19 protein-coding genes are annotated in these 23,973 nt (G+C 51.5%); 6 read left to right on the forward strand and 13 right to left on the reverse strand.

Features of this window, described 5'->3' with window-relative positions; translation table 11 throughout:
* Positions 1-6: 6 nt before the first annotated feature.
* From ABV298_RS19905 to ABV298_RS19940, 8 genes are all read right to left on the reverse strand, one after another.
* Positions 7-807, reverse strand: coding sequence for an SDR family oxidoreductase (locus tag ABV298_RS19905; RefSeq protein ID WP_353717923.1), 801 nt, complete (start codon positions 805-807; stop codon positions 7-9).
* Between the two features lie 9 nt (positions 808-816).
* Positions 817-1,749, reverse strand: coding sequence for an LD-carboxypeptidase (locus ABV298_RS19910; RefSeq protein ID WP_353717924.1), 933 nt, complete (start codon positions 1,747-1,749; stop codon positions 817-819).
* A 214-nt stretch (positions 1,750-1,963) separates the two neighbouring features.
* Positions 1,964-2,284, reverse strand: coding sequence for a DUF721 domain-containing protein (locus tag ABV298_RS19915; RefSeq protein WP_353717925.1), 321 nt, complete (start codon positions 2,282-2,284; stop codon positions 1,964-1,966).
* Between the two features lie 66 nt (positions 2,285-2,350).
* Positions 2,351-5,329 (reverse strand): glycoside hydrolase family 3 N-terminal domain-containing protein, encoded by a 2,979-nt coding sequence (locus ABV298_RS19920; protein WP_353717926.1) that lies wholly within the window; start codon positions 5,327-5,329, stop codon positions 2,351-2,353.
* 29 nt (positions 5,330-5,358) lie between these two features.
* On the reverse strand, positions 5,359-5,643 hold the full coding sequence (locus tag ABV298_RS19925) for a DUF3368 domain-containing protein (RefSeq protein WP_353717927.1): 285 nt from the start codon (positions 5,641-5,643) through the stop codon (positions 5,359-5,361).
* Positions 5,644-5,821: 178 nt separating this feature from the next.
* A complete protein-coding gene (locus ABV298_RS19930) occupies positions 5,822-6,076 on the reverse strand; it encodes a UPF0175 family protein (protein WP_353717928.1) in 255 nt (84 codons plus the stop codon).
* A 76-nt stretch (positions 6,077-6,152) separates the two neighbouring features.
* Positions 6,153-7,295, reverse strand: a complete 1,143-nt coding sequence (gene chrA, locus ABV298_RS19935; RefSeq protein ID WP_353723217.1) for a chromate efflux transporter — start codon at positions 7,293-7,295, stop codon at positions 6,153-6,155.
* A 58-nt stretch (positions 7,296-7,353) separates the two neighbouring features.
* Positions 7,354-8,310, reverse strand: a complete 957-nt coding sequence (locus ABV298_RS19940) for a 2-oxoglutarate and iron-dependent oxygenase domain-containing protein (RefSeq protein WP_353717929.1) — start codon at positions 8,308-8,310, stop codon at positions 7,354-7,356.
* A gap of 176 nt (positions 8,311-8,486) precedes the next feature.
* Here ABV298_RS19940 and ABV298_RS19945 point away from each other — a divergent pair, with 176 nt between their 5' ends.
* The 4 genes from ABV298_RS19945 (at position 8,487) to ABV298_RS19960 (ending at position 15,877) form a co-directional block, all read left to right on the forward strand.
* Entirely contained in the window at positions 8,487-9,077 is a 591-nt protein-coding gene (locus ABV298_RS19945; protein ID WP_353717930.1) for a sigma-70 family RNA polymerase sigma factor, read from the forward strand.
* Between the two features lie 88 nt (positions 9,078-9,165).
* Positions 9,166-10,299, forward strand: coding sequence for a FecR domain-containing protein (locus ABV298_RS19950; protein ID WP_353717931.1), 1,134 nt, complete (start codon positions 9,166-9,168; stop codon positions 10,297-10,299).
* A 165-nt stretch (positions 10,300-10,464) separates the two neighbouring features.
* A complete protein-coding gene (locus ABV298_RS19955) occupies positions 10,465-13,965 on the forward strand; it encodes a TonB-dependent receptor (protein ID WP_353717932.1) in 3,501 nt (1,166 codons plus the stop codon).
* 16 nt (positions 13,966-13,981) lie between these two features.
* Complete coding sequence (locus ABV298_RS19960; protein ID WP_353717933.1) at positions 13,982-15,877, forward strand: RagB/SusD family nutrient uptake outer membrane protein; 1,896 nt, start codon at positions 13,982-13,984, stop codon at positions 15,875-15,877.
* Between the two features lie 107 nt (positions 15,878-15,984).
* Here ABV298_RS19960 and ABV298_RS19965 read toward each other — a convergent pair whose 3' ends face one another.
* The 3 genes from ABV298_RS19965 to ABV298_RS19975 form a co-directional block, all read right to left on the reverse strand.
* Complete coding sequence (locus ABV298_RS19965; RefSeq protein WP_353717934.1) at positions 15,985-16,845, reverse strand: sugar phosphate isomerase/epimerase; 861 nt, start codon at positions 16,843-16,845, stop codon at positions 15,985-15,987.
* A 106-nt stretch (positions 16,846-16,951) separates the two neighbouring features.
* Positions 16,952-18,328 (reverse strand): pitrilysin family protein, encoded by a 1,377-nt coding sequence (locus tag ABV298_RS19970; RefSeq protein WP_353717935.1) that lies wholly within the window; start codon positions 18,326-18,328, stop codon positions 16,952-16,954.
* A 23-nt stretch (positions 18,329-18,351) separates the two neighbouring features.
* Complete coding sequence (locus ABV298_RS19975; protein ID WP_353717936.1) at positions 18,352-19,674, reverse strand: pitrilysin family protein; 1,323 nt, start codon at positions 19,672-19,674, stop codon at positions 18,352-18,354.
* Positions 19,675-19,829: 155 nt separating this feature from the next.
* Between ABV298_RS19975 and ABV298_RS19980 the strand changes: the two genes are divergently transcribed.
* Positions 19,830-20,627, forward strand: a complete 798-nt coding sequence (locus ABV298_RS19980; RefSeq protein WP_353717937.1) for an endonuclease/exonuclease/phosphatase family protein — start codon at positions 19,830-19,832, stop codon at positions 20,625-20,627.
* Here ABV298_RS19980 and ABV298_RS19985 read toward each other — a convergent pair.
* The gene (locus ABV298_RS19985; RefSeq protein WP_353717938.1) at positions 20,614-21,252 is read right to left on the reverse strand and encodes a VRR-NUC domain-containing protein; all 639 of its coding nucleotides are present in this window, start codon (positions 21,250-21,252) and stop codon (positions 20,614-20,616) included. The genes ABV298_RS19980 and ABV298_RS19985 overlap by 14 nt on opposite strands.
* Positions 21,161-22,252 carry a hypothetical protein gene (locus ABV298_RS19990; RefSeq protein ID WP_353717939.1) on the reverse strand — a complete coding sequence of 364 codons (1,092 nt, stop codon included), beginning with the start codon at positions 22,250-22,252 and terminating at the stop codon, positions 21,161-21,163. Before ABV298_RS19990 ends, ABV298_RS19985 begins: the two co-directional genes overlap by 92 nt.
* A gap of 458 nt (positions 22,253-22,710) precedes the next feature.
* Between ABV298_RS19990 and ABV298_RS19995 the strand changes: the two genes are divergently transcribed.
* The gene (locus tag ABV298_RS19995) at positions 22,711-23,901 is read left to right on the forward strand and encodes a phosphoglycerate kinase (RefSeq protein ID WP_353717940.1); all 1,191 of its coding nucleotides are present in this window, start codon (positions 22,711-22,713) and stop codon (positions 23,899-23,901) included.
* Positions 23,902-23,973 lie beyond the last annotated feature (72 nt).

Below are 23,973 nucleotides of genomic sequence, written 5' to 3' on the forward strand. Positions count from 1 at the left end.
TAGGGGCTATTCCGGAATGTTCTTCCTGACCTGATCAAACAGCAGGCTCGGGAAGAACCTTTTGAGGTAAATGGCGGCAACTTCTTTGAACCCTCCAATATAGATTTCCTTTTTATCCTTCCTGACTGCGTCGAGTATTTTTTCTGCACACACATCGGCCGGAATGCCCCTGGCCTGGTTACTATCCATTTTGCCGAATTTGTCCCCCGAAGCATTCAGTGCATTCAATGAAATATTCGTGCGGATGTATCCCGGGCAGATGGTGGTGACTTTGATATTATGCTGATACCCCTCGGCGCGCAGGGAGTCGTAAAAACCTTGCAAAGCATGTTTGGCGGCATTGTAGCCCGAACGCATGATCGTACCTATCTTCCCCGCGACACTGCTCATGACAATAAAATGTCCCGACTGCCGGGCGATCATATGTGGCAGGACCGCTTTTGTAAGTGCCACTGTACTAAAAAAGTTGACGTTCATCAGGCTCTGGTAAACTTCCAGATCCGTGTCGTTGATGTAGGAACGCTGGCTGACACCCGCGTTATGGACCATAATGTCGACACGCCCGAAATGCGCGATTACCTGGTCGGCAGCAGGCCGGGCCTGGTCGAACCGGGTAACATCCAACGGCAGGACCAATATATCAGCGTCAGGCAATGCCGTTTGGTGTTTTACCCTTTCCAGTTCCTCGCGACGGCGTGCAGTAAGCACGAGTTTCGCGCCTTGTCTGGCGAAAGCCATGGCCAATGCCTCGCCGATACCCGACGATGCCCCTGTGATCCAGACAACCTTATCCTTGAAATTTGTCATATTTCTGAGCTATATAACGGTGGAATTTGAGAGGAAACGGAGTTGCACGGCTTTCTCCGACACGCTCAATGCGGCCGTCATACCTACACCTATCGCCCGATTGTCGCCAACGTGGCCAACCGGGAAATCGTAGCACACCGGATAATCGAAGCCGGCCACATGTTCACGGATAATTTCGTAAGAATCCTTGCCGAAGACAGGACTGTTGTTATCCTTCATGTCGGTAAACTGCCCCACGATCAACCCCGCGAGCTTGTCCAGTTTGCCCGACCGTTTCAGCTGGATCATCATCCGGTCGAGGTTATACAAATATTCATTGATGTCCTCGATAAAAAGGATTTTACTATCCGTATCGATTTCCGTTTCCGATCCGATCATGTGTGCGAGCAGGCAAAGATTTCCTCCAACAACCTGCGCCGTTGCATGCCCGGCCCGATTGAAAGGGTGAGCAGGCACATCGTAGGTTGGCAATTCGCCGAAAAGCATTTGTCTGAGCGATTCCGCCGCCAGCTCCGCGCCCGCGCATGTGATGGTTTTGGCCATCGGTGCATGAATACTAGCGTAGCCGAGCCGGAAAGTCCTGGCAAGGAAGGCTGTCAGGTCGCTGAAACCGATAATCCATTTGGGGACTTTGACGAATTTGTCGAAATGGAGGCGATCCACGATCCGCGAGCAGCCGTAGCCTCCCCGGGCGGCAATTATAGCTCTAATCGAGGGATCGTCCAGCATTTGCTGCACATCCGCCAACCGGTCGTCGTCGGAGGCTGAAAACTGGTTAAACGAAGTTCTCAGGGTTTTTCCCTCGACCACTTCAAGCCCCCATTGTTCGGTAAACAACCTGATGCCGGGAACGACGTCTTCATATTTCACAATACTGGCGGGAGCAACGACCCCGACGCGGTCACCGGGTTGCAGGAATGCAGGAAATTGGATTGGATTCATTCAGATTAATAAGCAATGCCTTTTGATTGCTTCTATTTTCGCGGCAAAGATAGGACTAGTAATTCTTTTCTTTCTTCGAATGCAACTTCAAACCCCCGCAAAAGTGCTCTCACGGCCTCTATCACTTCTTCTTTTTCGGTCTTTATCGTCAGCGTAGTCATGTTCTTCGATGACGATTACGGATTGAAGTTGCAAATTTTCCGGTTGGAAAGCATCAGACAAAAATCACGTCCTGCACGAGCTCGCTGCCCATTTCGCGGTTGATCAGCTCGATGATTTTGCTTTTTGCCCGGAAAAGCTCGTTACGCAGCGGTGCGGACTCGATTTGCAGGAACAGAATGCCATCCTTGATATACACCTTTTGGGTACGGGTAGCGATGGCCGAACCCATGATCTTGTCCCAATGCGCAACCACATAGGATTGGTCGAAACGGCTACGCAGCTTGTACTTATCGAGCATTTGATCGATAGCTTCCTTCAACGGCGTGATTCCGGGCCGCCGGGATGCTTTTTCTTTGTCAAATCGATAGTACATTGTTAAAAACTGGTTCGTGGATATTACAAAAGTAGCAAGTTCATGGTTTGGCGCGAGTAACCCGGGTTACTTTTTTAACAGCTGCTCGTACACTACGTCCATGATCGATGTCCGGATGTTCATCGTGGAAATCTTGTTGTTTTCGCGCGTCGGATACACCCGGTTCGACAGGAAGACGTAGTTCAGCCCCCACGCCGGGTCGGCCCACGTCATGATGCCGGTATAACCCGTGTGCCCGAAGCTCGAAGGGCTTGCATGACGCGGCGCATTGCCGCTGTATTTAAAGGTAGGCTTGTCAAATCCGATACCCCGGCGGCTTCCTTCTTCGGGATACTGGTAGCGCGTAAACTCGATCAGCGCGTCTTTGCTCAGCAACTGCTGGCCGCCGTAATAGCCGTCCTGCAAATACATCTGCCAAACCTTCATCACATCGTTGGAAGTGCCGAAGAGCCCCGCGTGGCCGCTCAGGCCTCCAAGCATTGCCGCGGCTTCGTCGTGTACCTGGCCATGGAGTTGTGTCATCCGGAAAAACGTGTCGCGCTCCGTCGGCACGATATCGTTGAGATTGTAAAATCGTTTCGGATTGAAAGTCAGTGTATTGGCGCCGAGCTTGTGGTAGTAGTGATTTTTGATGTAATCCTCAAAATTCTCCCCGCTAAGCCGCTTTACGATCTGCGGGTAGAGAATGAACGAAAGGTCGCTGTACACGTACCCTTCTTTCTCGTTCAAAGGCGAATCCCGGATGGATTTGAAAATGGTTTTGTCATAATTTTTGAAAATAAACAGACTGTCGTCCACTACCGAAATAGGGTAACGCCTTGATTGTTTGGTACTGAACGTTTTCTTCTTCCAGCTTCCGTCGGGCTTCTGGGCTTCTTTCCAGAGGACGATGAATGCTTTCAGGCGCGCGCTGTGCGTAAGAACGCGCCGCCACTGCAGATCAGCTTTGTTGGAACCTTTGAAATCGGGCAAGTAATCCTTCATCGTCGCGCCCAGATCGAACTTTTTCTGGTCCCAGAGGCTCATCAGGGCGAGGGTCGAGGCGGTGATTTTGGTAACCGAAGCCAGATCGTAGAGATCGGTCAATTTTACCGGGTGGTTTCCCTCGTAGGTATGTTTGCCGTAAGCCTTCCGGAAAAAAACTTTGCCGTCTTTCGCGAGCTGCACCACACAACCGGGAGTCGCTTTTTGCGTTATCGCGGTATTCGCGATCGAGTCTATTTTAAATGTAACGACCTCCGAATCCAGCCCAAGTTCTTCCGGTATGGTGTATTTCAATCTGCCTATTGCCGGTGTTTCGATGCCGGCGTTGTATGGGAATTGCGCATTGACGGTTACCGGAAGTTTGCCCCGCGCCGGAATAGCGCCGAAAATCAGCTGCGCCGAGAGGTCCTGTGTGTAAGGTGTGAGCTGGTATCCCATTATCAATGCCCGGGCGCCGTCGGTTCCGGGCATTTTGTTCAAAGCATAAGGATTGCCGAAAACGGAAACCACCGCTTTTTTAGTGGCGATCAGTTCCTGCAAAACCGTACTCATTGGCTCGGTGAGGCCGTAGTTGGTACGGGGTGAAATACTGCCCAAATGAACCCCCACCAGCAGCAGGTTGTATGCATTCAGTTTCGAACGCACCGCCTCGATTTGCGCGGCGGTAGCCTTGGCCGGGATCTGGAAATGGTCGACGGTCGTGTAAAGCCCCAGTGTGTTCTGGAAAGTGGTAACAGTATCGGCGCCTACGGAAATGGATGCGATTTTTAATGTATCCAGCTCGCGAAGCGGCAGAATGTTGTTTTCGTTTTTCAGGACTGTCAATGCATTTTCGGTTAAAAGGCGGTTCGTGAGTTCAGCAGCTTTTGGGTTCAAATCCCGGTACAGATTGTCGAGGTCGACCGGTTTGTAATGGTTAAGGCCGGCCCAAGCCTTCGCTTCAAGCACCTTCCGGCAGCGGGAATCGATTTCAGCCTGTGTGATTTTACCCTCTGCGATGCTCTTTTTGATCTCTGCGATGGATTTGTTTACATCTTCGGTAAATTCCAGCAGGTCCATACCCGCTTCCAGGCCCATGGCATCGGCTTTGCCGTCGGGGAAGTATTTGGTTACCCCTTTCATATTCATTGCGTCGGAGTAAATTAACCCCTTAAAACCGAGTTGGTTGCGCAGCAGGTTGCTCACAATTGGTTTGGAAAGTGTAGAAGGAAGGTTAGGCGTTTTATCGAGCGCCGGAATACTCAGATGCGCGATCATCATACCGCTTAGTCCATTGTCGATCAGCGCGCGGAACGGGTAAAGTTCCAGGGAATCGATGCGTCCTGTGGAGTGCGAAATCAGGGGTAGGTCATAATGCGAATCGGTGCCGGTATCGCCGTGGCCGGGGAAGTGTTTTGCGCTGGTAAGCAGGCCATTGTCCTGCATCCCCCGCATGTAGGCAACAGCCTTTTCAGCAACTTTATATTTATTTTCCCCGAAAGAGCGGAAACTGATTACGGGGTTGTCGGGATTATTGTTGACATCCGCGACCGGCGCGAAGTTAATGTGCATTCCCAGCCTGCGAGCCTGTTTAGCTACCTGTGCGCCCATTTCGTAAATGAGGTCATTATTGCCCTGAATGGCACCCAAAGTCATTTGATAGGGGTAGCGAACCGTGCTGTCGATCCGCATTGCCAGCCCGAATTCCGCGTCCATCGCCACCAGCAGCGGCACTTTCGAAATAGACTGATAATAGTTTGTCAACCGCGCCTGTGGTACCGGCCCGCCCTGAAAAAACACGATCCCGCCTACCTTGTTTTCGCGGATCAGCTTCTCGACGGCGGTGGGGCTACTGGTTTTAGGATCAATCAATGCCCGCTTGGTATCCGATACCGCGGCAACCATAATCAACTGCGCAATGCGTTCATCGGGTGTCAGCGTCGCAAAAACAGAATCGACCCATTGCCGGGCCATGTTCGTATTATTCTTTTGCAAAAAGCCTGGTGAGGTGCTGATCTGGGCTTTTGTAGTAAATGCAGTGAGGAAAAGGAATGTTACTAGGGCTAGGTGGTGTCTGGTCATTGGGGTTGGGAATGCTAATTCTGGTACTACTATAATTCATTTACTGATTTCAAAACTTTTTCAACGAGGCAGGGCTTAATCCAAAATCCGCATTGATTTATTAATATGTCAATCACTGGTTTCACGGCAACTATGTAATTCTTTTCCTTTGCTTCCGCCAGAGCACCCAAAGTTCCGATCACGGATAAACCCATCTGTGTAGCAACGGTCCGGCCCTTTATTTCATCGATCAAAAGTAAATCCGCACGCACTTCTGTCGCGAGTACAATTGCTTCCGCCTCGTCCGTATCAAGAACTTCGGTTAGTTCTTCCAAAAGTGAAGTGCTTGAAACTTCTCGGATTTCGATCCAATCCAATGCAAGTTTATGTCGGAATGCAACATTTAACTCCTGCAATTCCAGAAATACCCCATTCGGTATTATTATCCTCCCGTAAAGATTTTGAAGGACATGTAAATGTCCCGATTGCACAAGTGCACTGATAACAGATGTGTCACTTACTACGATCACTTGAAAGCTTTCTTAGTGTTTCCAGATCTGCTTCGAAGTCCTCTATATCATAATGCCAGGCAATTTTGCGCTTTCCCAGTTCTTTCTGGAAGCGAATGCTACCCAGCCCGGTCATGGTGCCACCTTGGCCGATAGTAATTTTACCATCTTCATACAGACGCACAGCCAGCTCGACCCTCAACTCGTGCTCGGAGAGTCCGGTACTTTTGATTACATTATCATTGAGTTCCAAAAGCATATACCTTCGTGTTAAGTTTTGCAATGAAGTCTAGGTAAATATACACAACCTTTCCCGTTGTCCCATTAATCCGGTGCTAGAACACGAGTCCCAGTAACAACCCTGCCAGGATAATCAGGTAAGAAGGCACTTTGCCGAATGCGACGACAATGAGCGTAGCGATGACCGTTGCGACGGGCTGAATGCTGGTCATCATCGGCTGAAACAGCGAGATCGCGGCGGCGATGGTAAGGCCGCAACTGGCGGCGTGAATACCTTCGAGCGACGCGCGGATGCCCCGGTAACGTTTCAGCTGGTCCCAGAACGGGTAGGCAAAAAAAATAAAGAATGTGCCTGGCAGGAAAATCCCCGCGGTAGCCACAAATCCCCCGACGATCTGCCCGAACCAGCCGTGCGATTGCAGGGATACGCTTCCAACGAAGGTCGCAACGGAAAATACCGGTCCCGGCACCACTTGCGTAAGCGCCATGCCCGCGAGGAACTCCTGCTCTGTCAGGTAATGCTTGAACGTTACGAATTCGTTGTATAAAATAGGGATAAGTACCTGGCCGCCGCCGAAAACCAGGCTGCCGTTCCTGTAAAAGTTCTCGAAAAGCCTCACCGGTAACGAATTGGTGATTTTACCGATGATAGCCGCCGTAATCAGCACGGAAATCCAGAAGATAATGGGCCGCCATTTGATGCGGATTTCACCCTTCTCCATTTTTTCGTGCTTCTTGAAATTAAGCGACGCCGCTACGCCACCGCATACAATCAGCACGGGCGTCATGTAGGGTGAGGGATAAAGGTAGGCGAGGATCGTCGAGATGACGAGGAATGTCCAGCCCTGGGTGTTATGAATGACTTTCCGGGCAATCGACGACGCGCCGTACATCAGGAATGCGACCGCCATAGGTCCCACAAACCGCGTGAAGTCCAGTGAGATGGCATTCCGTTCGAGGTAATGGATACCGATCGCGGCGAGCGTCATCAGTATCATCGCCGGCAGCGACCACACCAGCAGCGTCAGGTAGGCAAGCGGCTGACCGCCTATTTTCAGCCCTATGGCCGTGACCGTCTGTGTAGAACTGGGGCCGGGAAGAATGGAGCAAAGCGCCTGTAATTCAAGCAGCTCCCCCTCTGTAACGTACCTTCGCTTATGGACGAGCCGTTCGATCATCATCATCAGGTGCACCTGCGGGCCTCCGAATGCTGTGAGCGACAGCAGGAGTACATCCATCAGATAAATGATGTAACGAAAACGGCGGATGGGCGGGTAAGACAAGCTGAGGGTACTTTTATTTTTTCAAACCGAGTTCCCGCAAGCGTTCATCGAGAAATTCCCCCGCAGTCATATCGGTATACAGCTTCGGATGTTCAGGGCTAATGCAGCTTTCCAGGCTGGTCAGGTCCATGTCCGCGCGCGGGTGCATGAAGAACGGAATCGAATACCTGGATGTCCCCATTTTCTCGCGCGGCGGGTTCACGACCCGGTGAATGGTCGATTTAAGCTTATGGTTCGTTAGCCGGTCGAGCATATCGCCTACATTGACGACGATCTGGTCAGGTAACGCCGTGATGGCGATCCACTGCCCGTCGCGTCGGAGCACTTCCAGGCCCTCGGCGCTGGCGCCCATCAACAGCGTGATCAGGTTGATATCGCCATGGGCCGCTGCCCTAACGGCGCCTTCCGGTACAAGGTCGGGATCGGGAATGGGAAAATAATGCAATGCGCGGAGCAGGCTATCGCCGTTTTTGACCTTGTCTTCGAAATAATCTTCCGGCAATCCGAGGTAAAGCGCAATGGCGCGTAAGAGCGTTTTGCCGGTATTCTCGAATGTGCGGTAAACTTCGAGGGTATATTTCTCGAAATCGGGGAATTCTTCCGGAAAGATATTGGATGGCATCCGGCCTATGGGTTCCGGCTGGCCGACGTGATAAAATTCTTTCAGATCGGCTACTTTGAAGCCCTTCGCCGTTTCCTTGCCTTTGCTGATGTAGCCGCGCTGGCCGAACAGCTCCGGGAACTCATACTTTTTCTTGACCTCGTCCGGCTGCGAAAAAAATTCCTTCACGCTTTCGTAAAGATTATTGCGCAGGTCGTCGCTTAGTCCGTGATTTTTGACGGCGACAAAGCCGATATTGGTGAATGCGGCACCCAGGTCCTCTACAAACTGCTGCTTGCGCCGGGCATCCCCCGATGTAAAATCGGCCAGATCGAGCGACGGGACTTCATTCAATAGCGCTGGTTCCATGTTGATTGCTTTTTTGATGCAAAGTAAAAAGTATCCTGAGACTTGGCAAGTTTGCAAAACCGCAGGAATAGCCGGTATAAAAATAGGAAGAAGAAACAGGAGATAATTGATAACTTTAATGGATACTCATTACATTTAAACCCGTTTTGAGGAAATTATGCATTGAAATTTGCGCTATGACACATTCAGACCCGGATCATGACACCTGGCTACGCTTCATTTCCGGCGATCCCGATGCGTTTAGCGACCTGTACGACCGGTACGCCGGCGTGCTGTACGCCTTCGGAATGCGTTACAGTACCGACGCCGACCTCGTAAAGGACTGCATTCACGACCTCTTCATCGATTTACACGGCTACCGGCGTAACCTGGCCAGGAATGTCAATGTCAGATTTTACCTGCTCAAATCTCTCCGTAGGAAACTGCATGCAGTGTACCGGAGGTCATCGATGTTGCATTTCGACCGCTGGGATACGGAAGACTCGCTGGCGATCAACACATTTACATTCAGCATCGAACAGGAGCTGATCATGGACGAAAAGGAGCGTGAAATCCTGCGGCACCTGGCAGCGGAGATCAACCGGCTTCCCGACCGCCAGCGGGAAATCCTTTACCTGCGTTTTCACCAGGATCTCGACTACGAGGAAATCGCCGCCATTATGCAGATTTCCGTGCCTACCTGCCGCACATTGATTTACCGGGCCCTTAAACAGCTGCGCGGAAAGCTCGAATTCGGCGCTATCCTGCTTATAATGTGCTGCCAGTAAAATATTTTCTGTTTTTAGTTAAAATAAATCGTCTCAGAAGTCTATATCCTCCGCCTTTTCTTCTCTTATGCATTAAACAAGTGCTACCATGAGAAGAAAAAGAGACAAGCAGCAGCCGGAACCGGACCATCTTACCGACGAGGAAAGAATGGCCGGTGAGCGGGCGAAGCTTCTGTTTACAACCCTCCGTGATGAAAACCTTTCCCCATCGGAAAAAGAAGAACTCTGGAACCAGGTCGGAGAGACCATTTCGCAGAGAAAGCAAAGATCGTTCGGTACCTTCTGGATCGCCGCGGCGGCATCGGTCACATTGCTGCTGCTGGCCGGGGTGGGCTATCTGGTGTTTTACAAAAATACCGCCCGTACGATGCAGGAATTCGCCGCCCGCGGCTCGAACGGGCCGGACGAAACCCAGCTGATCCTGGCCGACAAACGCGTGGTAAGCTTGCGGAAAGACAATTCGAGCGTGGAATACAAGGAGAACGGCGCGCTCATTCAGGTTGACTCTTCATCGACAATAGGCCAGCGGGTGGCCGGGGACCAGCAATTCAATACGTTGATCGTGCCTTACGGCAAGCGATCGGTGCTTACGCTCGCGGACGGTACGCGTATCTGGCTGAACTCCGGCTCCCGGCTGGTATACCCGTCGCATTTCGACGCCCGCCGGCGTGAAGTGTACCTGGAAGGCCAGGCATTCTTCTCTGTGAAACATTCGGATGATGTGCCTTTCCACGTGTATACCCGCGACATGGAGGTGAAAGTGCTCGGAACGGAATTCGACGTAAGTGCCTATGCCGACGATCATTACACCGCTGCCGTGCTCACAACCGGCAGCGTGGAGCTGACCACCCGGGGTCAATCGCTTTTCGGCTCGGAAAAAACGAAGATCACGCCGGGTACCCGCGCAGTCTACGATCAGCAGCAGGCCACATTGCAAACTGGGCAGGTGGACGTGCAGGAATATGTGTCGTGGAAGGACGGCTACCTCGTGCTGAACAGCGCCCCGCTGACCGAGATTTTAAAAAAACTGTCGCGGTATTACCGTGTTGATATTATTCTAAAACAACCGAAACTCGCGGGTGTGCGGTTTGGCGGAACGCTGGACTTGCAGGAAAACATTCGCGATATACTCGAAGCGATCTCGGTGAGTACCGGGCTCAATTACAAACAACAATCTAGCGAAAGGAGGTACGTATTGGAGGAAAGCACTATCAGACCATAAAAAACGGGAAACGCGGCAACGTTTCCCGATCCTTCACACTTGCCGGCAAGCAAGTGATCCTTAAACCATTGTATTAACAAAAGTCGAATCAAATTTATGAAAAAATTTGACCGGAAAGGGTATTTCCCTTTCGGAAAGTTGCACCCATCAAAACTGCTGAGAATCATGAAACTGACAGTTCTGCTGTTATGGGTCGGGATGATGAGCGTGCATGCAACGGGGTATTCTCAGAAAAGCCGGATGGATGTCAAAATCCGGAATGGAAATCTGGCTACGCTGTTCAGGCAGATTCAGGAACAAACCAGTTATCGTATATTTTACAGGGACGACCTTTTTTCGGGTAAGCAGGAGATCAATGTCAACCTGAACCTGAAAAACCAAACCGTGCCGGCCATTCTGGATGCCGCATTGAAAGGGACCGACCTGACGTATAAGGTAATAGGTAAGCAGATCGCGATCTATAAAAAGGAGGAAAACGACGGGGCCGCTCCCGTTCATAACAACAACGCCATGCCGGTAATGCCGGAAGCTGTAATCCGCGAGATCACCGGCACGGTTACGGACGCGAAAGGGAATCCGTTGCCCGGTGCGACGGTGATCGTGAAAGGGACCGATAAAGGAACCTCTGCCGACGCTACGGGAAAATTTACGGTGGAAGCCGAGCAGGGCGATATTTTGGTCGTCTCGTTTATCGGCTATTTGAAAAAAGAACAAACGGTTGGCGCACAGACAACGCTTCATATTCAACTGGAAGAAGATTTGAACGGCCTGGAAGAAATCGTGATCGTGGGCTACGGTTCGCAGCGCAAGGCAACCATCACAGGTTCCATAGCGACCATAACGACCGAAGACCTTAAACAAAGTCCTACGGCCAGTATCACCAACGCATTGGCGGGTCGTCTGCCGGGACTGTTCGCCAACCAGTTCAGCGGAGGCGAACCGGGCGTCGACCGGAGCGATATTTTTATCCGGGGCACAGCCACCTATGGGAACAAGGCGCCGATCGTGATCATCGACGGGCTCGAACGGAGCATGGATTACCTCGCGCCTTCGGAGATCGAAACATTCACGATTTTGAAGGATGCATCGGCCACCGCGCCATATGGCGTTCGGGGCGCAAACGGCGTTATCCTGATAACCACAAGGCGCGGAAAGGTGCAGGACAAGGCGACGGTGAATTTCAAAGCTTCGGTGGGGATCAATAAACCGGTAAAATTCCCTACTTACCTCGGTTCGGCGGATTATGCGATGCTTTATAACGAGGCCAGAAGAAATGACAACCCGGAAGCGGACCCCTCGACACTGAACCTTTTTTCGGACCAGGCCATCGCCGATTTCCGCCGTGCAAAGGGCGATAACTCGGACGGGCTGGGTTATAATTGGAATTATTTCGATTATGCATTCAAGCCCGGTGTGCAGCACGATTACAGTTTATCTATTAGCGGTGGATCGTTGAGGGCCAGGTATTTCGTCCTGGCCAACTATTTCCAGCAGGATGGGAACTACCGGCATACGGATCTGACGGCCAATAACACCCAGGCGATCTTCAAGCGGTACAATTTCCGTTCGAATATCGATATCGACATAACGGACAATTTTTACGCCAAACTGGACCTCGGCGCCCGCATTACCGACAGAAATGCACCCGGTACCACAGCCGCGCGCATTGTGGAACTGGCCAACACGCAGCCTTCGTACCTGCCTATTATAGTAGAGCCGAACGACGACCCGGCCAACAAGGTGTACCAGGCCAATAACCCGCTGGGAATGCTCTATGGCGATCAGATTTACCGTTTCAATATCCTTGGAGAGCTCAGCCGCACCGGTTTTTTGAATGAAAAGAATACTTATCTCAATGGTTCGTTTTCGCTGGGACATAAGCTGAATTTCATTACAAAAGGGCTTTCGATCGAAGGGATGTTCTCTTATGACGCGAGTGATGGCGGCTGGATCGACCGCAAGGTCGGCACCTATTCCGAAGGCTACCGCGAATATCCCGGGTATGCCACATTTGTTCCTGTCGCCGGAAGCGACGTGTACCGCACGCCCGGGCATTACACAGGCGCGTACAAGTCTGGTAATAAATACGATATCGACCAGACGATCGGTAACGGTTATGACAACAAAGACAACGAAAGCCGCGCCTATTTGCAGGCCAAACTCGATTACATGCGGAATTTCGGTTTGCATGACGTGACGGGAATGGTGCTTTTCAACCGGTCAAAGCGGGTGATCAACAATCAGGTGCCGTTCAGTTACCAAGGCATTACAGCACGTGCAACCTATGGCTACGACGACCGTTACCTGCTGGAAGTGAATGCGGCCTACAATGGATCGGAAAACTTCGCTAAGGGCAAACGCTATGGCTTTTTCCCTTCGATCGCGGCCGGCTGGGTGCTTACGAAAGAACGGTTTATGGAAAATACCCGGAACTGGCTCAACAACCTGAAAATCCGCGGTTCGTTCGGGTTGGTAGGGAGCGATAAAATCCCTGACGACAAGCGTTTTATCTACCTGCAATACTTCGGCCGGCGCGACGGAGATTACAATTTCGGGACCGACAATTTCGGTTCGGGGGCGGGCGGTTTCTTGCAGGAAGGCGACCTGGCCAATCCTAACCTGACCTGGGAAAAGGCACGTAAAACCAACATCGGTATCGACGCGACATTCCTGAAACACCTTACATTCACGCTGGACCTCTTCCGAGAACACCGGTACGACATTATCACCAACATGGGCGGTGGTAACAAGCTGGGCTTCCCCGATATCGTTGGTAAAGACGCGCCATTCCTGAACTCGGGTATCGTCAATAACAAGGGTTTCGATTTCGAGATCGGCTGGACGGGCAGTATTGGCAAGCATTTTACGTATTTCGTTCGTCCGAACATGACTTTTGCCCGGAACAAGATCGTTTTCATGAACGAGATTCCCTATGCCTCACCGGGAAGGGCCAATACAGGCAAGCGGATCGACGAGCATTTCGATTACATTTTCGACCATTTCGTAGCCAACCAGGAAGAGGCAAACCTGCTCAACGGGATGAACAACGGCAGCGGGTTTCAGTCGTTCGGTACACTCCGGCCGGGGGATGTCGTTTACAAGGATTTGAATAACGACGGAAGAATCGACGACCTGGGCGACCGCACGGCGGTAGGTAACCCGCGCAACCCGGAGCTGATGTTCGGTTTGCCGGTGGGGGGGCGCTTCAAAAACTTCGATTTCAGCGCATTGTTCCAGGGCGCGGCGCGGTCGTCGGTACAACTGTCGGGCGCGGCTGTCTATGACTTCCCGCTGTTCAGCCAGGACAAATACGGCAAAGTAAAACCGATGCACCTGAAACGCTGGACGCCTGAAACCGCCGCCACCGCTACTTATCCCGCATTGCATTTCGGTGACCATAGTAACAACAAGAACGGCAACAGCAGTTTGTTTTTATATGATTCCAAATACGTGCGCCTGAAAACGGTCGAGATAGGTTACAACCTTCCCAAAACCGCTATCAAAAAAATTGGCATCGATAATTTCCGCATTTACGTGCAAGGCATGAACCTGCTGACCTGGGACGGGCTGGGCGATGTGGATATGGACCCCGAGACCCGCGAGGGTTCGGGCGACTGGTACCCGATCCAGAAAGTAGTGAATTTTGGCGTCGATATTTCATTTTGATTAACCTGATATTTTTATGAATACCGGAAAAATACTTACAAGCCTTGCATTGGGCCTTATCACGCTTTCGGGCTGCCAGCAGGATTTCCTCGACCGCAAACCCGACGACCAGGTGGATGCCGAGCAGGTCTTTACCCGTTACAATAAAACCAACCAGCTCGTTACCGACCTGTATGACAACGCGAAGGGTTCCAACAGCCCGCTGGTTTTCTTTTCACATTTCTCGACGGCGCCTGTTACAGACGAGGCCGAAGGTTCGACAGCCGAGGGAAGCCTTACTAACAAATTCAATACCGGCGACTGGAATCCCAACGCCATGCCCGATCGTAGTAGCCGCGGGCAATACTGGTGGGATTTGTACGCCCGCATTCGGAAAGCGAATGTGATACTGGAAGGAGTACGGAAGTATAACACGCCCGATAATCCGCTGCAAGCCGGCGACCTGGCCAAACGGCTCGGTGAAACCTATTTCATGCGCGCCTACTTCCACTACCTGGCCGCGCGCATGTACGGCGAGGTGGTTTACGTTACCAACACCATCCGGCCTACCGATCCGATGGATTTCAAGCAGGAATCTTTCCATGCCATTGCTGCGAAAATCAGCCAGGATTGCGATTCCGCTTTTGCATTGGTGCCCGGTAGCTGGGGCGGTGCGGATTTTGGCCGTGTAGATAAGGGTGCTTGTCTCGGATTGAAAGCGATGATCGCCTGGATGGCCGCCACGCCGATGTGGAACGGCGGCACATTTCCGAACGATACCAGGCAGTTCGCTTCTGAATACACTTACAATGTCAATCGCTGGGTTAAAGCCAAAGAGGCCGCGAAAGCGGTGATCGATTTCAAAGTGGACGGCCGCCAACGTTACAGCCTGTACCAGGGCCACGACGCAACCGATTTCCGCGACGATGCCGGCGTCGATAACAATAACTCGAAAGTCCCTGCGCGGCTTTGGGATCTTTACCACGACATGCAGGCGTTTCAGAATGAGGCTGTTTTCTTTGTTACCCGCGACAAAGATCATAACTGGCAGGGCGATATTTACCCGCCAAGCTGGGGTGGAAGCTCACGCCAAATGCCGGTCCAGGAGCAGGTGGACGAATATGAATACATCGCGCCGAATGGGTATGGCTATCCAGTTTATGGAACCCGTGCCAAATCGGATGGCTACGACGACGGGAATCCTTATGAAAGTGTGAAGAGGGACCCGCGTTTCTACCGCGACATCGTGTACCACGGAGCTACATTCAAGGGGAAAGTAATCAATACGGCCACCGGTCCCGATAAGATCGGTGCGTCGAATTCATCCACAACCGGATATTTCCTACGTAAAATCCTGCGCGAATCGTGGAACCGCGACAAGAGTTTTGCCATCAGCGGTCCGCCGGTATGGCGTTTGCCGGAGTTCATTTACATTTACGCGGAGGCGGTGAATGAGTCGGCGGGGCCTAACGCCGAGATTTACCAAATGCTGAACGATGTGAGAAAACGCTCATTCATGGCGCCGATCCCGCCTGAAGCGCAGACTAACAAGGCTTTGATGGATGAATATATCAAACGCGAAAGAAGGGTTGAGCTTTTTTATGAGAATAACCGCATATGGACATCGCGCCTGTATCTCGAAGCCAGTTCACAAAAAGAGCTCGCACGGGAGCAGGCCTGGCAATCGGCTGGTTCCACGAACGAGCAACGTTCGCAGGCTTACTGGCCGTATCCGAAAACACAGCGGATGATCAATGGTATGAAGCCGGTAGAGGACCCGAATGGCAAAATTGTGGTGGATGGTAAAAAATACCGGATGCAGCGCTATTTCGTAGAGAACCGCGTGTTCGTAGCTCCGAGACATTACCTCTTCCCGATCATGCAGGACGAGTTACAGCGCACACCGACCTTGAAGCAGAATCCGGGGTGGTAAACGTAGACGGCTAACAATACCTGGCTACAAATGACAACACCTGACTATGAATGACTTCGTCGTCATTTGTAGTCAGGTGTTGTCATTTGTTGTCAAGTGTCGTTTGGCTATTCCTTAATACTTTTAATATAAGCGATCGTCTGCGGGATTTGTTTCAGGTACGACGGGCTTTCGTCTTCAATGAAATAATGCTTGATTCCCACCTTTTTAGCAGCCTTCAATGTCGCCGGGATGTCGATCTGGCCGGTTCCTAATGCTACGTCGTTGGTAGTAGGCGTGCCGCCTGAGAGATCGCCCTTCACACCTTTTTTCAGGTCTTTGAGGTGCATCAGTTTCCATCGGGTGGGGTATTTCAAAAGGAGCTTCGCAGGATCTTGTCCCGGGAAAGCGGTCCAGAGTACATCCATTTCGAAGTTGACGTATTCCGGGTTGGTGTTTTTAACAATATAATCGAACAGCGTGCCGTCCTCGTAAGGCACGAACTCGTAGCCGTGGTTATGGTAGGTAAGCGAAATGCCCGCTTCTTTGAGTTCTTTCCCCGCCTTGTTGAAATCTGCTACTGCCTTTTTTGCCGTTTCGAGGTTGAAATTGCCCTTTTCGTGAGGAATCCAGGCCACCATCACGTATTTGGCGCCAAGGATTTTCGCGTCTTTGATGGTCTGCGCGGTGCTTTCGCTCAGTTTCTTGTAATCGGCGCCGATGGAAACCATCGCGATACCGCGCTTGTCGAGCTGCTTCCGGAGTTCCTCCGTGGTCATCCCCGCGATGGGGCCGCCTTCCATTTCGGTAACACCAAGGGATTTGATGGTGTCCAGCGTAGCCTCGATGCCCTTGCCCCAGCTGCCACGGAATGTATAAGCCTGTAAGCCGATAGGAGCGGTGTACACCGGCTTGCCTTGCGCAAAGAGGTCGCCCGCGCCCGCCAGCAATGCGGTCGCCAGACAACTCAGACCGATTATTTTTTTCATTGTCATTGGGTTTGATTGTTTTAGATAGGTATTGCCAAAAGCGTTTTGGCGTGCCGGTCACCCGGTAAGCCGATCTTATTTTAAAGCAACGGCTGTGAACAATATACTAAAATCCGTCTGCCTTGATCTCCTTTTGACTCAGCTCTCCGTATTTCTTGACTTGCTCCCTGATTTCGGAAGCCTTGCCGATCAGCACAAATTGCAGTTTGTCTTTCGGAAAATAGCCAGCGATGATATCCTTCGCCTGCGCCACTGTCAGGCCATCTACTTTTGCCTGGAATGTATCGATAAAACTTTCGTCGAAATTGTACGTGAACATATCCGTAAGCAACCGTGCCAATGCGCCCGCGGATTCGTAGTCGGGGGGAAAATCGCCTTTCACGTACGCCTTCGCGGACGCGAGGATTTCTTCGTTAATACCCGTCTTATGCAGGCTGTCGAGCACGCTCAGCGCCATGTCGATCGCCGGAACCGTCGTGGAATTTTTGGTAAATGTGCTGATCCCGAATGTCCCGGCGTATTTGTAGCGTGTGAAACGGCTGCCCGCGCCGTAAGTAAGCCCCGAGTTCACACGCAGCGCATCATTCAGCCAGGAAGTAAACCGTCCGCCGAGAATCGTGTTTACGACCAATACAGGCACATAATCCGGTGAATTGTAGTCGATTCCCTTGCCTCCGATCATGAATGTGGTTTCCCGGGCGTCGTCTTTATTGACGAGCAGCACCCGGGCCTTGTCAAATTCCAGGTTGGGCGCCACGCGCTTCACCATGCGCGCAGGAGCGGTTTTCCAGTCGCTGAACAATGCGGTGACTTTCTTTTTCATATCCGCGATTTTGAAATCACCGACAACCGCGATCGCGCCTTTGCCGGTAGTATAGTTGCTTTGGTAAAATGCTTTCACAGCCGCTGCATCGATCTTTTCGACCGTCGACCTGGTACCCGCCGTAGGTGTGGCGTATGGGAAACTGCCGAACAGGAATGCATTGTAGTAGTTGCCGATCACCGAGCGCGGGCTTTCTCTGGCCTGGGCAAGTTCGAGCAGGGTGCGTTGCTTATGTTTGTCAAATTCGGTGACGTTGAAGACCGGGTACATAAGTATTTGTTGGATCAGTTCGAAAAGCTTTTCCTGATCTTTTGCCGCAAACGAAGCGGCAAGGCCCGCGTTATCTTTCGTAGCATATGTGGAAAGGTCCGCACCCACGTAATCGGTCATCTCCTCGATCTGCGCTTTGGTGTATTTCTGCGTGCCGAAAAGCAATGCATCGGCAGTAAGGCTGGCAAGGCCGTAACGCTCGCCGTCGTTGATCGAACCGGCATCGAATACGGCCGAAACGTTGACCAACGGGACCTCGTGCTGCTCCATCAGGTACACCGTCAACCCGTTTTTGAGTTTAAATTTTTCGTAGGGTGGTACTTTGAAGTTATTCTGTGCTTCGGCAGCCAATGTGCAAAAGGCCAGCATCAGCATTAAAACATTTTTCATTCCGATTTGAATTTGAATGGCTGTCATTTCGATTTTTCGGGAAGCAGGAAGCCCACGGTGCGGTTGCGCTCGTTGAAGTATTGGGCGGCAACGCGTTTAATGTCGGCTACGGTTACTTTCTTATAGTTTTCCGGTGCTTCGAACATCTTTTTATAATCACCAAAAAACACGTCGTACGTGCCGAGGCTGTTGGCTTTTCCATTGATGGTTTCGAGCGTATGGTAAAATTCCATCAGCTTCTGATTCTTCACTTTCTGTAATTCGGCGTCGGTCACGCCGTTTTGTATGATCATATCGATTTGTTTTTCAATGGCATTTTCAAGGTCCTGCGCCGAAACGTTGTCGCCGGCCACGCCGAAAACGACGAACAATGTCGGATCGAAGCCATTGTCGAGCCCCGTGGAGACGCTGGATGCAATAGTGGTATCCATCACGAGCGATTTTACCAGCCGCGAGGAATTGCCCGAGCTTAACAGGCTGCTGAACAGGTCCAGGGCGTAGTAATCGGGGTGGGCGGTTTCGGGGACGTGGTATGCGAGGATGATATTCGGCGTGGTGATGTCTTTGTAGGTCGTCACGCGGCGTTCGCCGTTCTGCGGGGGCTCCACGGTACGGATTTTCGGCGGCAGGCCGCGTGCAGGCAGCGGCGCCATGTACTGGTCGGCCAATTTTTTTACTTCATCAAACTTAATATCACCCACCACCACGACGGTCGCATTGTTGGGCGAATAGTAGGTTTTAAAGTAGTTCTCGAGGTCGGATTGCGTCCAGCTTTTAATGTCGGATTCGAAACCGATTACCGGAAACATGTAGGGATGCTCCTGGAATGCCACGGACTGTACCAGCTCGCCGATGAGCCGGTAGTTGCTGTTTTCCAGCCCGGTACTGCGTTCCGAAAGTACTACGCCACGCTCGCTTTCCACCATTTTAGGGTCGATCGTGAGGTGGCCGATGCGGTCGGATTCGAGTTTGAAGATCGTTTCCAATGCATCTTTCTGGAACCAGTCGGTGTAGACGGTCACATTTTCCGTAGTGTAGGCATTGTTGGAGCCCCCATTGGCTTCCATCACGCGGTCGAATTGCTTCGGGCCGTAGTTTTTGGAACCGTTGAACATCATGTGTTCGAAGAAGTGGGACAGGCCGGTAATGCCGTGAACCTCGTTCCGCGAGCCGACCTTCCAGAAGAGGTACATATTGGCGGTAGGGATCGAATGGTCTTCCAGAACGAGGAATTTCATGCCGTTGGCCAGCGTGAAAGTTTTCACGTCCTCCGGCCGGGTTTGCGCATGCGTATCGCCGAGGCCTGCCAACGCGGCCGCAGCGAGTAAAATTTTTCGGAGCTTCATGAAGCAGGGATTGTTAATGAATGTGTAATGATAATGAAAATGCCCGACTGCCCGAAACGGATCAAATGATAAACTTAAATGGATGTCCAGGCGGTACTAGTTACCCTGCGAAACGCTATTTTTGACGCGTTGTTAAACCAATATTCGTACCACCGATGAAAAACTATCTTCTTCCCTTACTGGCGCTCCTGGCACTCAACGGAGTAGCCGGTACGCCGCCCGACCAGCCCGTTAAAAAGCAGCGGTTTAAAGTAATGACCTACAATATCCACCATTGTAACCCGCCGTCGGCCGGCGACAAGATCGACGTGGAAGCCATCGCGAGAGTAATTAATGCCGAAAAGCCTGATTTCGTGGCTTTGCAGGAAGTGGACGTGAATACCGAACGTTCGGGAAAAGGCAAGAACCAGGCGCAGCAGCTGGCACAGCTCACGGGCATGAAATTCTATTTTTCCAAAGCCATCGATCACCAGGGCGGCGACTACGGTGTGGCCGTACTTACAAAATTCCCGATCGTCGATTCGGCACGTTACGCATTGCCGATCCGCCCCGAATTGAAGGAAGAAGACCGTACGATCGCGGCGGTAACCGTAAAATTGCCGGATAGCCGCAAACTGATCTTTGCCAGCACGCATTTGGGCCTGAAAGAGCCGAATCGTCTGTTGCAGGCTGAAACGATTTTGAAGTATTTCGGCAACACGGAACTGCCCATGATCCTGGGCGGCGATTTCAACGCGACCCCCGATAGCCCGGTGATTGCTTATTTCGACAAATATTTCACCCGCTCCTGCTCCGATTGCAAGCCGACCATTCCGGTAGAAGTTCCTGAAAAGACCATCGATTTCATCATGCACAAGCAGGGCTCGCAGCTCAAAAGCGCCAACACGAAAGTGATCGACGAGAAATACGCCTCCGATCACCTGCCGGTAACTGCCGAGTTTACATTAGACTGATATTTTCCTTGACCCAGTTGACCCGCACAATGCGGCTTTGCACGCCGTGCTCCGCGAAGAAATGTTGCCAATGCAACTGCCGCGACGAAAGGTGGTCGGTAGGGGACTTGATTTCGATGAATGCGTACTCATCGTCGTTCCAAACGAGCAGATCGGGGAAGCCGCGGGTGTTTTCACGGAGGTTCAACGCCATTTCGAGCATGATTTTGTGGATCTTTTCGGGGCTAAGGAGCGAAGTAAGGGTTAATACCTTCTCCAATGCGCCCTCGTACCACGGCACGAGCACATTGGTAATGCCGTATTTATCTGTAAAAGTCTGCGTAACAAGCTCGTCGATAATTTCCCGTGAATGTGCGGCGGCGAGTCGTTCTTTTAGCTGGTCCGACCGTCTGAAATAGAAATCGGGCAGGAAGAAGTCCGACGGAATGCGTTGCAACGGATTGTGGATCGTCTGGACATTGGTATCATAAATAATATCCCAGAACAGCAATCCGAACAATGCCCGCCACGGCTCGTTCTCGCTGAAAAACGCATTATAACCCTGCTCCTGGTAGTAAGCGATCGCACCGAATTCCACCTGGAACCGATAGGAAATCGGCACCTCGATGGCCTCGGCGGCTTTCAAAGCCCGGGTCGTCCGTTTGACGATCCGGGCCTTTTTTGTTTTTGATCTTCTCATAAAAATCGAGGCTGAAAAAGCGCTCGTCGGCATTTTGCGGGCTTTCGGCGATTTCCTCGCACAAGGCCAGCGCCTCGTCGATTTCGCCCAGGTTATAAAGCAATCGCACGCGCCGCTCGCGGGCGGGCGCGTCGTTGGTGAGCTGGTAAATGGTCAGCGCCTGTGACAGCATTTTTTTGCGTTCCAGCCAGGCACTTACTTTCAGTATAAATGAATTGAACGATGGCAATGCCTTGTGACTCAGTCCGGTGCCGCTGGCTGTATGCCAGTTCATAAACCAGTCGTAAATCTCCTCCGGCGGCAGGTCGTGCTTGATCACATCGAAAGTCTCTTTCATCAGGGAAACCATCAACGTGTCGTCGGCATCCTTCCGGGTGTCGAACTGGATGGAGAGGTATTGCTCGTCGAACGACTGAAACCGAACGTGTCCCAGGTCGCGGACGACGAATTCGGTCATGTCGGCATAGCGGTTACCGAAAAACAGGAATTTCATCAGCATTACCTCCGCCTCGAATGATACTTTCACCACCGGTTCCATTTGCCCGATCACCCCGCAGAGCACCGCGAAATCATATTCGTACAGCAGCCAACGCACCAGATCCGGTTTTTTGATGCTTTTGGAGGGCATGATCTCCGGTTCGAGCAGCCTCGTAATTTCCAGTAATTCCGGTTTGGTAAAAAGGTCGATCACCTCCGCGAGCCTACTTTCATGCGCTTCGCAGAGCGTTTCGATGAAGTTGCGTTCGAGCAGCTCGGTAAGTACCGCGGGCATATCCCCGATTTCGGAATAGGAAAGACTATTCGTCCGGAAGAACGATTTCCGCCGGTTGCTGAACCGGATGAAAAGGCATTGGGCGTCTTCGGAGAGGGATTCGTAGTTGTCCAGAAATTCGAGTTCGGGCTCGTGCAGGATGTGCGCGTAGCGCTTGCGTACGAAGGCGAGCACGTAATTGAAATAATCCAGATAATACTTGGGGGGGGAGGTCCGTGGGAAACACCTGTTCCTGGGCGAACGGACCGGTCGACTCGGCGGACAAAACGGTTACTTTTTAGTTGATGAAGAAATAAAGTTACCGAAATTAAAAGAAATGAGCGAATGGCTGATGGAATAACCGAATGATTGAATGAGTGAATGGGCCGCGGTGGAACGGTGAATGAGCCGCGGTGGAACCGTGAATGGGTGAGTGGGTGCTTTTTTGGGTTGAAGTTTGGCCCGCAAAAAGCGGGGGACGGGCAGGTGCGGGATAGTTATATTAAAATTTGGTTAAATCCTGATTTTATAGAAAAATGAAAGGTAAAAATTGGATTATAGCTATTATGCGTGCCGCCTTTTCGGAAAAGCATAGTATATAATTAAGAAATTGATTTACATTTGCTACCTATGGAAAACAATTTTACCTGCCCATGACAACATTAGATTCTTATGATTTTTCAGGGAAAAAGGCCCTGGTACGCGTGGATTTCAATGTCCCGCTTAATGAAAAATTTGAGATCACGGACGATACCCGTATCCGTGCGACCATTCCTACAATCAGCAAGATTCTTAATGACGGCGGTTCCGTCATTTTAATGTCACACCTGGGTCGCCCCAAGGACGGTCCTGTCGAAAAATATTCCCTGAAACACCTGGTAAACCCGCTTTCGCTCATCCTGGGCAAAACTGTGAAGTTTGCCGACGATTGCATTGGAGAAAGCGCGAAAGAGCTTGCCGCTGCATTGCAGCCGGGGGAAGTTTTGTTGCTCGAAAACCTGCGTTTTTATAAAGAAGAAGAAAAAGGTAACGAAGCGTTCGCGGAGAAACTGTCGAAACTCGGCGACGTATGGGTGATGGACGCATTCGGTACCGCACACCGCGCGCACGCTTCCACGGCCGTAATCGGTAAGTTTTTTACCGACAAAGTTTGCGGTTATGTGATGCAGGCGGAGCTCGATAATGCGGAGCGGCTGCTCGAACATTCGGAAAGACCTTTCACGGCGATTATGGGCGGTGCCAAAATCTCCGACAAAATCCTGATCATCGAACGCCTGCTCGATAAGGTCGATAACCTGATCATCGGAGGTGGCATGTCCTATACATTTTCCAAGGCACAGGGTGGAAAGATCGGTAAGTCGCTGCTGGAAGCCGACAAGCAGGAGCTGACGCTTGAATTGATTGAAAAAGCAAAAGCGAAGGGTATCAATCTGGTATTGCCGGTGGACACGGTAATCGCCGACAAATTCTCGAACGATGCGGAGCGTAAAGTGGTGGACGCAGGCAATATCCCCGACGAATGGGAGGGCCTCGATATCGGTCCGAAAACTATCGGGATTTTCTCGGATATCATTAAAAAATCAAAAACCGTGCTCTGGAACGGCCCGATGGGCGTATTCGAGTTCCCGAATTTCGCGGTCGGAACCAACGCAATCGCCGAAGCGGTGGTAGCGGTAACCGAAGACAATGACGCATTCTCATTGATCGGCGGCGGTGACTCGGCATCCGCGATCAACAATGCAGGCTACGGCGATCGCGTGAGTTACGTTTCAACCGGCGGGGGGGCATTGCTGGAATATATGGAAGGCAAGGTACTCCCGGGTGTTGCCGCGCTGCAAGCATAAGCATTTCACTTTTTTAGGTTTTATATCAAAAAAGAAATCCATCCCGCACATCACGGGATGGATTTTCTGCAT

The sequence above is a fragment of the Dyadobacter sp. 676 genome, from assembly GCF_040448675.1.
In the GTDB taxonomy this organism is placed as follows: domain Bacteria; phylum Bacteroidota; class Bacteroidia; order Cytophagales; family Spirosomataceae; genus Dyadobacter.

Coding starts and splice junctions, on each gene's coding strand:
- ABV298_RS19975 (WP_353717936.1), bottom strand. CDS start 19,674: ATGAAGCTCCGAAAAATTTTACTCGCTGCGGCCGCGTTGGCAGGCCTC.
- ABV298_RS19920 (WP_353717926.1), bottom strand. CDS start 5,329: ATGACCAGACACCACCTAGCCCTAGTAACATTCCTTTTCCTCACTGCA.
- ABV298_RS19945 (WP_353717930.1), top strand. CDS start 8,487: ATGACACATTCAGACCCGGATCATGACACCTGGCTACGCTTCATTTCC.
- ABV298_RS19955 (WP_353717932.1), top strand. CDS start 10,465: ATGAAACTGACAGTTCTGCTGTTATGGGTCGGGATGATGAGCGTGCAT.
- ABV298_RS19910 (WP_353717924.1), bottom strand. CDS start 1,749: ATGAATCCAATCCAATTTCCTGCATTCCTGCAACCCGGTGACCGCGTC.
- ABV298_RS19940 (WP_353717929.1), bottom strand. CDS start 8,310: ATGGAACCAGCGCTATTGAATGAAGTCCCGTCGCTCGATCTGGCCGAT.
- chrA (WP_353723217.1), bottom strand. CDS start 7,295: ATGGATGTACTCCTGCTGTCGCTCACAGCATTCGGAGGCCCGCAGGTG.
- ABV298_RS19960 (WP_353717933.1), top strand. CDS start 13,982: ATGAATACCGGAAAAATACTTACAAGCCTTGCATTGGGCCTTATCACG.
- ABV298_RS19995 (WP_353717940.1), top strand. CDS start 22,711: ATGACAACATTAGATTCTTATGATTTTTCAGGGAAAAAGGCCCTGGTA.
- ABV298_RS19970 (WP_353717935.1), bottom strand. CDS start 18,328: ATGAAAAATGTTTTAATGCTGATGCTGGCCTTTTGCACATTGGCTGCC.
- ABV298_RS19950 (WP_353717931.1), top strand. CDS start 9,166: ATGAGAAGAAAAAGAGACAAGCAGCAGCCGGAACCGGACCATCTTACC.
- ABV298_RS19930 (WP_353717928.1), bottom strand. CDS start 6,076: ATGCTTTTGGAACTCAATGATAATGTAATCAAAAGTACCGGACTCTCC.
- ABV298_RS19965 (WP_353717934.1), bottom strand. CDS start 16,845: ATGAAAAAAATAATCGGTCTGAGTTGTCTGGCGACCGCATTGCTGGCG.
- ABV298_RS19905 (WP_353717923.1), bottom strand. CDS start 807: ATGACAAATTTCAAGGATAAGGTTGTCTGGATCACAGGGGCATCGTCG.
- ABV298_RS19915 (WP_353717925.1), bottom strand. CDS start 2,284: ATGTACTATCGATTTGACAAAGAAAAAGCATCCCGGCGGCCCGGAATC.
- ABV298_RS19980 (WP_353717937.1), top strand. CDS start 19,830: ATGAAAAACTATCTTCTTCCCTTACTGGCGCTCCTGGCACTCAACGGA.